The 16,406-nt window shown below is 40.3% G+C and carries 10 protein-coding genes; 7 read left to right on the forward strand and 3 right to left on the reverse strand.

Annotated elements, in window-relative coordinates:
- Positions 1 to 53: 53 nt before the first annotated feature.
- Positions 54 to 4,574, reverse strand: a complete 4,521-nt coding sequence (locus HYU69_10000; protein ID MBI2270670.1) for a PKD domain-containing protein — start codon at positions 4,572 to 4,574, stop codon at positions 54 to 56.
- 182 nt (positions 4,575 to 4,756) lie between these two features.
- Here HYU69_10000 and HYU69_10005 point away from each other — a divergent pair, with 182 nt between their 5' ends.
- Positions 4,757 to 6,157: a hypothetical protein gene (locus HYU69_10005; protein MBI2270671.1), complete on the forward strand. Its 1,401-nt coding sequence runs from the start codon at positions 4,757 to 4,759 to the stop codon at positions 6,155 to 6,157.
- Between the two features lie 201 nt (positions 6,158 to 6,358).
- Here HYU69_10005 and HYU69_10010 read toward each other — a convergent pair whose 3' ends face one another.
- On the reverse strand, positions 6,359 to 7,417 hold the full coding sequence (locus tag HYU69_10010; protein ID MBI2270672.1) for a rhodanese-related sulfurtransferase: 1,059 nt from the start codon (positions 7,415 to 7,417) through the stop codon (positions 6,359 to 6,361).
- 337 nt (positions 7,418 to 7,754) lie between these two features.
- Here HYU69_10010 and HYU69_10015 point away from each other — a divergent pair, with 337 nt between their 5' ends.
- From HYU69_10015 to polA, 6 genes are all read left to right on the forward strand, one after another.
- The gene (locus tag HYU69_10015; GenBank protein MBI2270673.1) at positions 7,755 to 8,714 is read left to right on the forward strand and encodes an NAD-dependent epimerase/dehydratase family protein; all 960 of its coding nucleotides are present in this window, start codon (positions 7,755 to 7,757) and stop codon (positions 8,712 to 8,714) included.
- Positions 8,715 to 8,890: 176 nt separating this feature from the next.
- Complete coding sequence (locus HYU69_10020) at positions 8,891 to 9,802, forward strand: toxin-antitoxin system YwqK family antitoxin (GenBank protein ID MBI2270674.1); 912 nt, start codon at positions 8,891 to 8,893, stop codon at positions 9,800 to 9,802.
- 60 nt (positions 9,803 to 9,862) lie between these two features.
- On the forward strand, positions 9,863 to 11,329 hold the full coding sequence (locus HYU69_10025; protein ID MBI2270675.1) for a cysteine--tRNA ligase: 1,467 nt from the start codon (positions 9,863 to 9,865) through the stop codon (positions 11,327 to 11,329).
- Positions 11,304 to 12,323, forward strand: a complete 1,020-nt coding sequence (locus HYU69_10030; GenBank protein MBI2270676.1) for a M28 family peptidase — start codon at positions 11,304 to 11,306, stop codon at positions 12,321 to 12,323. The genes HYU69_10025 and HYU69_10030 overlap by 26 nt, the downstream gene beginning before the upstream one ends.
- A gap of 94 nt (positions 12,324 to 12,417) precedes the next feature.
- Positions 12,418 to 12,975, forward strand: coding sequence for a hypothetical protein (locus HYU69_10035; GenBank protein ID MBI2270677.1), 558 nt, complete (start codon positions 12,418 to 12,420; stop codon positions 12,973 to 12,975).
- A 100-nt stretch (positions 12,976 to 13,075) separates the two neighbouring features.
- Positions 13,076 to 15,946 carry a DNA polymerase I gene (gene polA / locus HYU69_10040; protein ID MBI2270678.1) on the forward strand — a complete coding sequence of 957 codons (2,871 nt, stop codon included), beginning with the start codon at positions 13,076 to 13,078 and terminating at the stop codon, positions 15,944 to 15,946.
- Here polA and HYU69_10045 read toward each other — a convergent pair.
- The coding region (locus tag HYU69_10045; protein ID MBI2270679.1) for an IS630 family transposase at positions 15,943 to 16,406 on the reverse strand (464 nt) is incomplete at its 5' end. The genes polA and HYU69_10045 overlap by 4 nt on opposite strands.

The raw sequence follows: 16,406 nt of genomic DNA on the forward strand, positions 1-16,406 counted from the left end.
GAAGAGAAAATCTTTGCAAAAAAAATCTGGCTGATCAGTTTAAAAAATTTTTATCAAGGAGCTGTGATATTCACATTTACAATGCAACCATTTTTGTCTGTAATGTTTATGGTATAATTGCCCGGGCAAAGCTGGTTTTTGTATCTATTGGTATAGCCATCGGGCCAAAAGTAAGTATAAGGGTTTGTACCTCCTGTAGCATTTACCATTATCCATTCTTTGCAACCGCAGCTTATGCATGTGGCGCTGCCTTTGGTAAATTGTGCAAACAAGGGCGGTGGTGAAAATATATTTGCAGTAGAAGCACTGGTACAACTTTTTGCATCAGTAACAGTTACAGTATAGATACCGGTAGTAAGTCCTGTGGCTGTTTGTGTGTTTTGACCATTACTCCAATTATAAATATAAGGTATTGTGCCACTGGCAGGGTTGGCAAGTATACTGCCATTAGTGCCACCGCTACAACTTATATTGGTTGGAGTGATAATGACACTAACAGGGGGATTGATCGTAACTGTTGCTATAGAAGTAGATGTATTTCCACCGGCATCTTTTATCGTTACTGTATACGTTGTAGTTGATGCAGGACAAGGGTTAATATTTTGTGTCGTAGCGCCATTACTCCATAAGTAAATATATGGACTGGTTCCTCCATTACCAATTGATGTTACCGTTGCGCAGCTACCCGGACATATTGAACTGCCGGTGGCAGTCACTGTCGGAGCATTGCAATTGATTACTGTTACCGAACCTGTTTCGGTTGCGGTGCAACCTGAAGTAGTAACTTTATGGGTAAAGTTAAATACACCTGGGGTTAAAAATGTGTAAGAAAAATCAACCGTGGAAGCGAACACAAAAAGATTCTGTATAAACCAGTTATATGTTCCTGTTGTACCGGTATTGGTAAAATTAACTGTTGTGCCAACACAAATGGTATTGTTTGGTGATTGTGTAAATGTTGCAGAGGCAGGACTTGTTCCTGTAATATTAATTGTTTGAGAGGTAGTGCATCCGCCCGCCCCTGTAACAGTTACGGTATAATTTCCCGCAGTAACATTGCTTGTAATAGATGAACCGGTTTGGCCGTTACTCCAATTATATACAAAAGGTGGCGAGCCACCCCTAACAATAACCGATGCACTTCCACTTGTTGTACAACTTATGTTTGTACTTATGGGAGTTATAAGCATTGGCATAATTGTCGGTGTAAATGTGTTGGTGGCTATACATCCGTTAGCATCAGTTACGGTAACAGTATAAGTAACATTCAGACTCAGCCCTGTAGCAAATGGTGTTGTTTGTCCGCTGCTCCACACATAGGCATAGGGTGAAGTGCCATTTGTAGCAATTGCCGATACAGTTGCTTTGTCAGTAAGACATGACGGCAATGATGATCCCCATAGCACCGCTAAAGCCCCGGGCTGAGTGATGGTTACTGTTGATGTTACTGTGCAGGAGCCTTGTGTAATGTTTACTGTATAAGTCCCCAAAGATAAATTGTTGAGTTCATTACTTATTGAAGTAGTAATCGTTGATACTCCAGTACTCCAGCTATAAGTATATGGGCCGCCTGAATTGCTGCTGGCTATTATGGTGGCTTTGCCATCGTTTCCATTATCGCAGGACACACTAGTTGCTGAAATTGAATTTATGCTTAAGGTGTTTTGTGGTAAGATCGTTACAGTAGTAACAGAGGCACAACTACCATCAGTTACTGTAACACTATACGTATTTGTTGATAAGCTGTTAATGGGTATTGTAGAAGCTGTTGTGGATCCACTTACTCCATTGCTCCAATTATACTTATATGATCCCCCAGAACCATTGCTGATATTAATATTAGCACTACCATTGCCCACTCCGCTACAACTTGCGTTCGCTGTAACTGATGTTGAAGCGGACATTACACAACCACAATTGTTTACTGTAATATAGGAGAGCTTTATGACACTGTCTGTTTTACAAGGTGTGGTAACGATAAGTTTAACGGGATAAGACCCCGGAGTTGAATAAGTAATGCTTGGTTTTGGGTCAATTGAACTTGAAGGGGTAGCACCCGTGAAAGTCCATTTATATTTATAGCTGGTAGTATCGCATGAGTTGGTTATTGTTGGTGTAAAGGTAACAAGTGAATTGGCGCATACACTGTTACTCTCGGCAGTAAAATCCAAACCAAGTAGTTTACCTTCGCAAATTTCCGAACATAAAGAAGCTATGAAAGCATCGCTACCAGCTATATTATAGGTATAGGTCGTTTGAAAAGCACCTGCTGTTATTGGATAGCCACCATTACGTACCCAAGTTCCGTTAACATTCACATAATACCCCAATGCGCCGCCTGTGATGTAAAGTGAATTGCCATAAATAGCTATGCCACCACCTCCATCCAGATCATCCTCGCCTTTCCCACCCATATATGTTGCGCAAAGCTTTTTTCCGGTTGGGGTAAATTTTACAATTAGTTGATCTTCCGGTGATCCTATAGCAGGAACAAATCCTTCATTAAAAACCGGTTGGTAGGAACAGGCATCAACAAGATTAGGAGTGGCTACATCTTCTGGTTCCATGTACACATAAATATTATTGTTTGTATCTGTTACAACGCCATAAGATTGTTCATTAGTTGACAACCCATAATAGGTGGCCCATAAACGTATGCCTGTAGGGTCAAACTTTGCTACAAATACATCGCCACAATCATTCCCGCCTCCGTAACTCAATTGAACTGCTCCAGCGGTAACAGGGAAACCGCCCTGTGTGCTTCCTGTAATAATTACATTGCCTATATTGTCAATGGCGATAGCCGAAGCGTAGGAATTCTCACGACCATTTCCTCCAATGATAGTGGCCCATAGCCGTGTTCCAAAAGGGTCGAATTTTACCACAAAGGCATCACTCTGGCCCGTTTGCGCCTGGTTGTAACCGCCCGGATTGATCAGTTTGGGGAAATTAGCAGATGAAGTTTCTCCGGTAATAACCACGTTACCTGAATTGTCAGTAGCGATGTCGCCACAGCAATACCAGCCATCGCTGGCGCTGCCCCCGTAATAAGTGGCCCATTGACGCGTTCCCAAAGAGTTAAACTTCACTACAAATGCATCGCCAATGTACATGGGTGGAAAGCCTCCTCCCCCGAAAGTGGTTTGGAATGCTCCCGGAGTAATTGGAAGATCTGTTGATATAGTGACCCCTTTAATCAATACATTATCTGAATTGTCGGTAGCGATAGCTGTGGAACTTGACCACCCGTCGTTTTCACTATCACTCCCTCCATAATAGGTAGCCCACAGACGTGTTCCAAAAGAGTTGAACTTTATCACAAAGGCATCAGATACACCGCCGAAGTTCGTTTGGAATGCTCCGGGAGTAATTGGCAGATCGTTTGAAAAAGTCATCCCGGAAATTACCACGTTACTTAAATTATCGGCAGCTATATCCTCACCTCTATCTTTCAAACTGCCTCCATAAAATGTAGCCCACAGGAGGGTTGTCCCCAAGGGATTAAGTTTTGCTACGAATGCATCTTCAATACCAGCAAAAGTAGTTTGGAATGCTCCTGTTGTAAAAGGGAATGCAGGAGATACAATGGAGCCCGCAATTAATACATTCCCTGTTTTGTCTGTGGCGACTGTAAAGCATTGCGCGGGAAAATATGTTGCCCAGGGGTCGATTACCAAAGGGAATGAAGAATTGTAATTTGCAAATGAAAAATTAATAATTGTTTCGTTTTTGGAAATAGTAGTTAAAACATATTTAGTTTTTACGTCAACTACTTTGCCATCAATTACCTGATAAACTTTTGGTAAGCTTTCGTAAAATTCATTTACACTTGTCTTAATTTCCAAACTACCTTCCCGTTTAAGGTGTATGCTTTCAGCTCCCTTCCAGATGAGTTTTATTTGATGGGGGTCGGCATGGGGTTGAACTATAATATCGTATTTTATTCCTTGTTCTTTGCCACCATAATATTTCACATCAATTCCATTATAAATATTTTTATAAGTTACTTTGTTGAATTGTTTTACATTGGTTACTCCTTGTGGACAGTGGGCGTAATAATAATTGTTGTAGCCACCTACTTCGTCTTCACTTAACCGTTTTATATTTTCATTGCAGTTGGCAAAGTCCATATCAACACGATGTATCTTTATGCTTTCTCTTTGCAGCAATTCTACCTTCCTTTTATGTTCGTCTGCTTCGGTTATTGTTCCAGCCTGTATTAGTTCTTCCACTTGCTCATTAACTTTGTGCTGTACTGTGCCCATATTATTGTACACATAACTTATTCCTGTTTTCCGCAAGTACATATCTGCTCCGCCACCATCGCCCTTGTATAATAGGTCGGGACAAAGATTGCCAGCCATATCTACTATTTGTCCCTTATTGGGGGTGAAACATAAACCATTTCCTCGGATAGATTGAATACTCTGTTGTTTTCCGTCCTGGGACATGAATTTGGCAGACAGACTTGGTTCAATATTTTGTTGGGCAAGGCTTTGACTCACAAATAGTCCGGGTAAACCCGTGAAAAATAGCACAATTATTTTTTGTGACGTGCTGTTTTTTTGTTTCATAATTTATTTAGGTAAACTCTTAAAAGTTTCTTACCACAAGTTTAGCCAATAGTACTGCCCGAATCAAACCATTTTTTTCAAAAAGGCGTGCTATCGAAAAAGATTTTTAATTACTCTTAATATATTATCCAGTAGTTTTCTTTTATGTTAATTACCTACATTAGCATGATAAAATATTGGAAATGAAAGCAGCATCAAATGAATTGTTTCAGCTCATAAAATCACTCACAACGCAGGAAAAGGTCTATTTTAAAGCATTTAGCGTGCATAAGGGAGTTCGCAGTCAGTCTGCAGGATATCTTCAGTTATTTAATGTGCTTGATAAAATGAAGGCATTTGATAAGTTGGTATTGCGATCGAATCTCAAGAAGGTTGGGTTTAATCAAAGGATTAAAGAATCAAAAAGGCGTCTTACCGAAGCCATTCTGAAAAGTTTGACGGATTACCATTCCGACATGAATAAGGATGTAATACTACAGGAAATGATCCATCGAATACATATATTATTTCAAAAAAAATTGTTCGATTCGGCTTTGAAACTTTTGGTAAAAGCAAAAAAAATAGCGACCGATTATGATTGTTACGAACAGTTACATATTTTATCCTCACTTGAGGAAAGTATTTTGAAAGGCAAGTCAGATATAAAAGCGCTTCAGAATTTTATAAAAATGGAGTCAAGAAAAAGAATCACATATCTTGAACTTCTTAAGAACATTGATGAGTATAAAAATTTAGAACTTATAATAGAACCCCTGTTTAGAGCTCATAATTACAAAAATAATATTGATAAAATAGGAAAGTTAACCCGGCATCCTTTGTTACAAAATTCTGGCAGCGCACTAACCAACACGTCATTGGACTTTTACTATTTTATTAAACTGCACTGTTCATGGCTTTTGAATAACATGAGTGAAAGGAATTATCAGGAACAAAACGACTGGATAAAGCTACTTGAAAAAAACAGGTCAAAACCACAATTTTCAAAAACAAATTATATTCGGGCAATTGGCCATATGATAATAATTATTCAAAATATCCGTAAGATTAAAAATCTTGACTTATTTTTTAGAAAGGGATTGATTTGCTTTCACTCTCTTTTCCATAAGGAAAAAACTAATCGTTCTTTATCCATTTTTGCCATGATGGTTAACAATTATATCTCTACTCAATTGCTTGTTCCTCATCCGGATAAGGTTCTTAACGCGTGGGATGAACTAAAGAGAGCCAATGCTTATAATGGGTTAAATCCTTATCTTCAAATTATTTTTCAAGCTAATTTGCTAATTGCTCATTTTTTGTTGAATCAATATAATAAGGCTTTAGATTTTGTGAATAGCATTAATAATTCCAAAAATGATAATCGGGTTGATATTCAACACCAAGCCAAACTATGGCTACTTATGATCAATTATGAACTGAAAAAACATGAACTATTGCCATATATTGTAAAATCTGCAAAAAATTATTTGGTCAAAAATAATATTGCTATTAGTCAATTCGACAAATGTGTTTTAAATTATTTTGAACGAAAACTTCCTGAAATAAATAACAAGCAAGTAGAGAAGGCTGTATTTATTTGGTAAATGGAAAACAGAATTGCTACAATTGCCACGTAAATCAGTATTTTATCCAGAAACAGGAGATTCTCCATTTGATTTCATTTCCTGGCTGGATAGCAAAATTGACAATCTTCCTTTAATAGAAATACTAAGAAGGAAATTTTTGCAAAAAAGATCATAACAGCCTGATTGCATGATTACCGTTAAGATCACGACCATCTATCATTATTTATAGCCATCCCTGTTTTTCAGCAATTCCTTCAGGTTTGGCCATAGACGACTTTTGTAAACCGAGTGGGCATTTTCTTTAATTTTTCCTTTGCGAAGTTTACGTTGTTCTTCAATGGGGAGCGCTGCAATTGCCATGCATTCTGGTGTACAGCATCCATTGTATTTTTGTTTACACTCTTCACATTGTATAAATAGTAAGTGACAATCAGCGTTCGCGCAGTTAGTGTGCGTGTCGCAGGCGGTGTCGCATTGATGACAGGTACTGATGATCTCATCGCTGATGCGTTCACCCAAACGTTCATCAAATACAAAATTCTTGCCTTTGAATTTTGATTTGAGTCCCTGGGCTTTAACCTGGCGGGCGTATTCGATGATGCCGCCATATAGTTGATTCACATCGTTAAATCCATTGTGTTTAAAGTAGGCGCTGGCTTTTTCGCAACGAATTCCGCCGGTGCAATACAATAAAATTTTCTGATCTTTTTTGTCTTTCAGCAGGTCAACTGCCATAGGTAGTTCATCCCGGAAAGTATCAGCCTCCGGTGTAATGGCTCCTTCAAAATGTCCGATCTCGCTTTCGTAATGATTGCGCATGTCAACAACAACAGTTCCGGGCTCTTCCATAGCTTTATTAAATTCTTCCGCGGTAAGGTGTTTGCCAACATTTGTAACATCAAAAGTATCATCTGCCAGGCCGTCGGCAACGATCTTACTTCTTACTTTAACCGATAATTTGTAAAACGATTTGCCATTGTCATCAACAGCGATTTTAAGCGGTACATCTTTAAAATATGAATTGGCGTATAGTTTTTCTTTGAAAAGGCTCCAGTTAACATCGGGTACACTCATTTGAGCATTAATGCCTTCACGAGCTACATAAATACGCCCCATAATGTTAAGCTCCTTCCATAGTTTGTAAAGCTCATCGCGTAAATATTTCGGGTCATCAATGATCACATAGCGGTAAAATGACACGGTAGTGCGCTTAACCGGCTCTTCCTTTAAGCGCTGTTTTAAAATATTTTTATCAACACGATTGTGCAAAAGGGCCATTTGTCAGACGTTTGGAAATTTATACCCCAGCTAAAATAGTTTGTAAAAAACCTGCCTACCGGTCAGGCAGGCAAACTGACAAACGCAGCTGGTACTACTACGCTCATAAGCTACGTAGCACACATATAGCCGGCTCTAATTTCGTTTGCAACGCAAACTCAATAAGAACCGGATAATTACAAATTTAAGCAGATATTTTTTTACTTTTACGCCGCCTTGCTCTCAACTCAATTAAAATAAATTTTTGAATGATGGCTTAGCCGGCGTTATACCTTGCCGCGATTGGTTTTTGCGGGTTTGCTGAGGTGTTGCTGTGATATTAATCATAAAAGATGATATGAGTTCGAAAGAAAAAGTAATGGTGATAGGCTCTCAGGGTCAGATAGGGACTGAGTTGGTTGAAGGGCTGCATAAAATTTATGGAGCCGGAAATGTTATTGCCTCAGATATAAAAGAGATCGATAAAGGTGAGCAGGAGAAAACAGGCCTTTACGAGGCGGCGAATGTGCTTGATGCGAAGCGCTTGCACGAAATAATTGTTAAGCACAATGTTAAAGAAGTATATCTTTTGGCAGCCTTATTATCAGCTACTGCCGAAAAGAATCCTGCTTTTGCATGGGAACTTAATATGAACGGGCTTTTTAATGTGCTTAATATGGCTAAAGAAGGTATTCTCTCAAAAGTATATTGGCCAAGTTCAATCGCTGTATTCGGTCCGACAACTCCTAAAGAAAACACCCCTCAGTATACTGTCATGGAGCCAAGTACGGTTTATGGTATAAGCAAACAGGCTGGTGAACGTTGGTGTGAATATTATGTTAATAAATACAATATTGATGTGCGAAGCATACGTTATCCGGGGTTAATTGGCTGGAAATCAGCTCCTGGAGGAGGGACAACAGATTATGCCGTGCATATTTTTCATGAAGCTTTGAAAACAGGTAGTTACGAGTGTTTTTTATCCGAAAACACCAGATTACCAATGATGTATATGTCTGATGCCATTAAAGCGACCATAGATATTATGCAGGCAGATAGTGCTAAGATCAAGATCCGTTCGAGTTACAACCTTGCCGGTGTTAGTTTTTCACCAAAGGATATAGCGAATGAGATCAGAAAGCATATTCCTTCGTTTACGATCACCTATAAGCCTGATTTCAGGCAGCCTATAGCCGACAGTTGGCCACAAAGTATTGATGATTCAAGAGCCAGGACTGACTGGGGCTGGAAGCCCGGATTCGACCTGCAAAAAATAACTGAAGATATGTTGACTAACCTGAAGAATCAGAAAAGATAAAAAAGCGTAACCTTTTTTGAAGTAAATGCGTATAATTGCACGTTTATATATCGTTAAAAATAACATATCGGGTAAATAACAACTTTCATCTAAAAAGTGAAACTTTATTAGAGCGGTTAAAGTATAAATGGTCATATTAGCATAGTTATTCATAAAAAAATCAGGAGCATATAATAATGAAAAGACTCGGTTTAATATTGCTATTTGTTACCTGCAACATTGCTTTCGCGCAATCCAGTAATGATTCTATTAACGTAACCGATGCCGAAGGAAAAAGGCAGGGGCGTTGGATCGTAACCAACAAACTGATGAAACCGCCTTTGCCAAATTACACGGATGATCAGAAGGTAGAAGAAGGGCGTTATGCTGATGCCAAAAAAATAGGCATTTGGGCTGCCTATTATCCGAATGGAAATATGAAAAACCGTATTACATTTGAAGGTGGCCGGCCTTTTGGAAAAGCCATTATGTACCACGAAAACGGAAAAGTTGCTGAAGAGGGTTTGTGGCGCAACAATCGCTGGGTAGGTGATTATAAACTATATTACGAGAACGGGGAAGTGCAGCATGAGTTTAAGTTTAACCCCAATGGTAAACGCGAAGGTGTTCAGAAGTATTATGCCGACAACGGTCAATTGATCATAGAAGGAGAGATGAAGGACAGCAAAGAAGTTGGTACGTGGAAAGAGTTTTATGAGAATGGTGATCTGAAAGCTGAGAAGGCATTTAATGAAGGTTCACTTGATCCTGTCAACACCAAAACGTACGAGCCTAAAAAACCAGTTGAACCAAAATCGGAAGATAAAACGATCATTGATGATGCGCCAAAAGGGAAGTCTGGTATTACAGTTGACCCTGTTGCGGAAAAACCAAACGAAGGTACTGTTAAGAATGCCAAGCCATTTACAGGTGAAGGTTATGCCAAGCTTTTCAGACCCGACAGGCAGATATCCAAGGATGGAGAGTTTAAAAAATTCAGACTTGTGAATGGTAAAACATATATTTATAATAACAATGGTATACTTGAACGTATAGCAGTTTACCAGGAAGGTAAGTATATCGGTGATGCTCCGCTACCGGTTGAATAGTGCAGACCATATCTCCCCCGCTTTTATATACTGAAATTTTTTCTTTCCTTTGGGCTTCGCATGGAGCCCTTGATCATATATAATACACTTACCCGTCAGAAGGAAACGTTTAGTCCCATCAACCCGCCTTTTGTTGGAATGTATGTTTGCGGCCCGACCGTATACAGCGATGTTCATTTAGGTAACTGCCGCACGTTTATTTCTTTCGACCTCATCTATCGTTACCTGCTTCATGCGGGTTATAAGGTACGGTATGTCCGGAACATTACCGATGCCGGACACCTGGAAGGTGACCGGGATGAAGGCGAAGATAAATTCGCGAAAAAAGCGAAACTCGAACAGGTAGAACCAATGGAAATTGTACAAAAGTACACTGTTGGGTTTCATGAAGTATTGAGGATGTTTAACGCACTGCCTCCAGGTATTGAGCCTACCGCAACCGGTCACATTTCGGAGCAGATCGAAATGACAAAAAAGATTATTGAACAGGGTTATGCTTATGAAACAAACGGAACGGTTTATTTTGACGTTGAAAAATATTGCAGGAAAAATAATTACGGAGTTCTTTCCAATCGTAACCTTGATGACCTGTTAAATAATACACGGGAGTTAAGCGGGCAGGACGAAAAAAAAGGCCGGCTTGATTTCGCTTTATGGATAAAAGCCAAGCCCGAGCACATTATGCGCTGGCCCTCGCCGTGGGGATGGGGTTTTCCGGGCTGGCACATTGAGTGTTCAGCTATGAGTATGAAATACCTTGGTGAAACATTCGATATACATGGAGGAGGTATGGATCTGATCGCTACGCATCATACAAACGAAGTGGCTCAATCAGTTGCGTGCAATCATAAAGAACCCGTTAAGTACTGGATGCATACCAACATGCTTACCGTTAATGGTGTCCGCATGTCAAAATCGGCCGGAAACGGTTTTTTACCGGGCGAGTTGTTTACCGGCAATCATCCGCTGCTCGAAAGAGGTTATCCGCCGATGGTTGTGAGATTCTTTATGCTGCAAACCCATTACAGGAGTACACTCGATTTTTCAAATGAAGCATTACAGGCATCTGAAAAAGGTTTTGAACGTTTGATGAGCGCGATCAATTTGTTGGAAAAGTTAAAAGTGTCTCAACACTCTTCGTTCAATATGGCAGAGTTCAGGAAAAAGTGTTACGATGCGATGAATGATGATTTTAATAGTCCTGTTTTGATCGCTCATTTGTTTGACGGGGTGCGTGTCATTAATTCAATCAATGATGGTAAAGAGACCATTTCATCCGCCGATCTTGTTAGCCTTAAAAAAATATATAATGAACTTGTGTATGATGTGTTTGGTTTAAAGCAGGAAACCGGATCTCACGATACTGATGAACTGGCGATAAACCTGATGAATGCTGTTCTTGCTATCCGTAAGGCGGTTCGGGCTAAAAAAGATTTTACAACCTCCGATCTCATCCGGGATGAGCTGAAAAAAATAAATATAATTATTAAGGACACAAAAGATGGGGTTGTTTGGGAGAAGGAATGATCGGTTATCGGTTATCGGTTGTTGGTTATCGGTTGGAGTGCCGTTGGCTTTTTTGTGCTCATGTTCAACCGATCCCCAACCTGAAGTAAAAAGTGTTGAACCTCCTCCTGTATCAGTAAATAGAATTCCTACCCCTGAGTTCAATTCTGATTCCGCTTATTTATTCACCAAACAGCAGGTTGATTTTGGTCCGCGTGTGCCGGGAACTCCTGCGCATGCAAAGTGTGCCGATTATTTGGTAAACAAGTTAAAGTCTTATAAGTTAGATGTAATGGTGCAGAGTGGTGTAGTGCAAACCTTCGACCAAAAGCAGTTCAGGCTAAAAAATATAATTGCGAGTTATAAACCCGGATTGAATGATCGTATATTACTGTGCGCGCACTGGGATGCCCGCCCGTTTGCAGATTCAGATACAAAAGACCGTGATAAACCTATAGATGCCGCAAATGATGGCGCTGCAGGGGTTGCAGTATTGATGGAGATTGCCCGGCAGCTGAGTTCCGCTAATCCGGGTATTGGTATCGACATTATTTTATTTGACCTGGAAGATTACGGTAATAACGGCGACCAGAAAAGCTGGTGTCTTGGCTCACAATACTGGAGCCGTAATCTGCACAAGCCGGGCTATTCGGCCAGGTTTGGTATTTTGCTGGATATGGTTGGCGCTGCCAATGCCACATTTCCAAAGGAAGCAAATTCCGTGGAGTTTGCGCCGATGATAGTTAATAAGGTATGGAGCATAGCGGCCAACCTGGGGTATTCAAATTATTTCATTGATGAAACAATTTCGTTTGTGGGTATTGATGATCATATCTGGGTAAACAAAGCCGGTATACCTTGCATAGATATCATTCAGTATGATAAGGCTGTGGGTGGTTTCGGTAAATACCATCATACCCATGATGATAACATGAGCATTATTGATAAGAATACGCTGAACGCTGTGGGTCAGACTTTGCTGGAGGTCATTTTTAGCGAAAAAGGATACCAGTAAGTTTTCAACAATTTAAATGACTTAATAACAGGCGGATGGAAATGCGTATTCTGTTTTTTATATTGTGGCCCTCAAATATAAAACCTCAAAACACGTGATCAGAAGGATGCAGTTAATGTTGGCTTTAGCGGTGAGTATACTTACAACTGCTTCAGCTCAATCAACCCTCACTGCCGGATATATCATTACTGCGAAAGGTGATACATTAAAGGGGCAGGTTAAGTTCAACCCCAAGAATGATCTGCTTTTGTACGATGCCATCACATTTCAGACAAATGCTGCGGATAAAAAATCGTACCGCGCGAATAAAATAAAGGAGTATTCTTTTGATGGAAATGTTTTTGTTTCTCGTTTGATTGATGATAAGCCTGTTTTTGTGAAACGTTTGTCAGCTGGTGCCGTTAATCTGTACGAATATAAAATGGAAGAGTATTTTATGAATAATATCCATTTACGGGTCGATTATTACATGGAAAAGTTGGGTGATTCTGAATTGATCCATATACGGGAGTCGAAATTTAAAAGGCAATTGACGGAAGCTTTGAGTGATGATCAGGATCTGATCAAGGACATCCAGGAAAAGAAATATGATTACGAAAATATTGTAGATATATTCGAACAATACAATAAGAATAAAGACAAAAAGGGGTAAACAATTGTGTTAACTGATCGACCCCGGCTTTCCAGGTCGGGGTTTTTTCTTTATGGTCATTATCGAAAAAACTATACATTAGCATATCAATCAGTATACTATGTCTGAAAATAAAAAGAAGCTTTTTTTGCTCGATGCGATGGCGCTTGTTTACCGTGCTTATTTCGCGTTCAGTAATAACCATCGGGTTAATTCCAAAGGGTTAAATACATCCGCCATTTTTGGTTTCACTAACACCCTGCTCGAAATATTAAAAAAGGAGAAACCAAGCCATATAGCTGTGGTGTTTGACACAGCTGCCCCTACTGCCCGCCATGTAGAGTTTGAAGCGTATAAAGCGCATCGCGAAGAAATGCCCGAGGATCTTTCCAAAGCCATTCCCTATATCTATCGCCTTGTAGAGTGTTTTAATATTCCCGTTATTACAAAAGATGGTTTCGAAGCCGATGATATCATCGGTACCCTCGCTAAGAAGGCCGAGCAGCATGGATTCATAACATATATGATGACACCTGATAAAGATTTCGGGCAGCTGGTTTCGGACAAAATATTTATTTATAAGCCGGCGAGGCTTGGAAATGGTGCGGAAATTTTAGGTGTTCCTGAAATATTAAAAAAGTGGGATATCAAGCGTATAGATCAACTGATAGATGTTTTAGGTTTGATGGGCGATGCAGCGGATAATATTCCCGGCATTCCGGGGGTAGGAGAAAAGACGGCTATTCAGCTCATTAAAGAATATGATACAATTGAGAATTTGCTGAAGAATACGGATAAGTTGAAGGGTAAGCTTAAAGAAAAAGTCGAGAATAACGTTGAGAAGGCTAAGCAGTCAAAATGGCTTGCGACAATTATTTGTGATGTACCTGTTGAGTTTGATGAGAAAAGTCTTGCGCTTAAAGAGCCCGATAAGGATGCGTTACGCGAGTTGTTTACAGAACTTGAGTTCAGACGATTGGTCCAGCAGGTTCTGGGAGAAGATATTCCGGAGCCGCAAGTCACCAAGAGGCAGGAAGTATCCGGCGGTCGTGAAAAGAAAGCTGCCAAAAGCGATAATGGTCAGATAGATATTTTCGCTCAAGCCGGTTCTCTTGTCCCTTCTTTGGCGGCTATAGAGGAGGATATAGCTGTGGAAACTGAAGAAGAGGCAAAAGTGCATCACACTATTCAGGATACACCTCACAGCTATCACCTTGTCGATACCACGGAAAAACGGCAGAAGTTGATTAAAGATCTGACCGCTCAAAAAGCAATTTGTTTTGATACTGAGACAACGGGTGTCGACGCGCACAATGCTGAGCTGGTTGGCTTGTCATTTGCCTGGAAAGCGCACGAGGCTTATTATGTTGTAATACCCCAGGCGTACCATGATGCACAACAGGTGGTTGATGAGTTTAAGCCGTTGTTCGCGAATGAGTCTATTACTAAGATCGGGCAGAATATAAAATATGATATGTCAATCTTGAAGTGGTATGGCTTAGAAGTGAAGGGTAAATTATTTGATACAATGCTGGCGCATTTTCTTATTCAACCCGATATGCGTCATGGCATGAATGTGCTTGCTGAGGCTTACCTGAATTATTCCCCCGTATCCATTGAAACATTGATCGGAAAAAAGGGTAAAGAGCAAAAAAGTATGCGTGATGTACCTGTGGAAACGCTAGTTGATTATGCCGCTGAAGATGCTGATGTAACATTGCAGCTGAAAGAAAAATTTGGATCCATGCTTGCTGATGTTCACGCCACTAAATTATTTGAAGAAGTGGAGATTCCTCTTATTCCTGTTTTGTCGGCTATGGAAGCGGAAGGGATACGGTTAGATACTGATGCATTGAAACAGATATCTGCAGGCCTTGAAACGGATATAGTAACTGTTGAGAACGAAATAAAAAAGCTTGCAGGAACTCCTTTCAATATTTCATCGCCAAAGCAGGTGGGTGAGATATTGTTTGAAGTACTTAAAATTGTTGAGAAACCAAAGAAAACAAAGACCGGCCAATACGCTACCGGTGAAGATGTGTTGACAAAACTGGCGAACAAACATGAGATCGTTAGAAGAATACTCGACTACCGCGAATTGGTTAAACTGAAGAACACATATGTCGATACTTTGCCATTGTTAGTCAACCCGCGTACAGGCCGTATTCACACTACTTATAACCAGGTAGTAGCTGTGACCGGGCGCCTGAGTTCAGATAATCCGAATTTACAAAACATTCCTATCCGTACTGATCGCGGACGTGAGATACGCAAGGCGTTTGTAGCACGCTCGGAGCAATTCATATTATTATCGGCCGATTATTCGCAGATAGAATTACGCATTATGGCAGAGCTGAGTAAAGATCCTGCAATGATAGAGGCATTTAACAGCGGACAGGATATCCATGCTGCAACTGCTGCCAAAGTGTATGGTGTTGAGTCAGATAAAGTGACCGGCGATATGCGTCGCAATGCGAAGATGGTGAACTTTGGAATTATTTACGGCATCTCTGCCTTTGGTTTGTCGGAACGATTAAATATTCCACGTAAGGAAGCAGCCACGATCATTGAAAATTATTTCCAGAAGTACCCGCAGGTAAAGGAGTACATGGATATGAGCATTGAAAATGCCCGTAGCAAGGGCTATGTTGAAACGATACTGGGCCGCCGCCGTTACCTGCGTGATATTAATTCAAATAACGCGACGGTACGCGGCTTTGCCGAGCGAAATGCTATAAATGCGCCTATACAAGGCTCGGCTGCGGATATGATAAAACTGGCCATGATAAATATTCATAACGATCTTACCTCAAAAAAACTTCGCTCAAAAATGTTGCTCCAGGTGCATGATGAATTGGTGTTTGATGTTCACAAAGAAGAATTGGAAACAATAAAACCAATTGTGGAGCACCACATGAAAACGGCTTTACCGATGGCAGTACCCATTGAAGTAGGAATGGGAACCGGAAATAATTGGCTGCTAGCGCATTAGGTGCCCCCCCCCCCCCCCCATTGCCATAATTTTTGTTGAAGATGCTCTTCTACGTGATCAATACTTTTGAAGATATGGTTATTGAATTGTTTTTGTTCTCTCATGTAGTCCCAAATATTTTCAACTGGGTTTAATTGTGGAGAGTAGGGCGGCAAGAATAACAATCGTATGTTGTTGGGAAGCTTTAAATCTTTGCTTTTGTGCCATCCTGCACCATCCAATGTGAGTATTATTCGATTGTGCTTAAAATGACTGGAGAACTCATGTAAAAATGTATTCATGGCCGAAGTATTATTAAAAGGGGAGATGATGGAGTAAGCCTCTCCGGTTTGCGGACAAACAGCGGTATAAGCGTAGGTGTATTCTCGAATAAGTTGCCGTTCTATTTCTGCTCTTTCTGTTTTAGGAACCCAACATCTGGTTAAGTTGTTAATTCTCCCAAAGCGAGCTTCATCCTCGA

Source organism: Bacteroidota bacterium, from assembly GCA_016183775.1.
GTDB lineage: Bacteria > Bacteroidota > Bacteroidia > JABDFU01 > JABDFU01 > JABDFU01.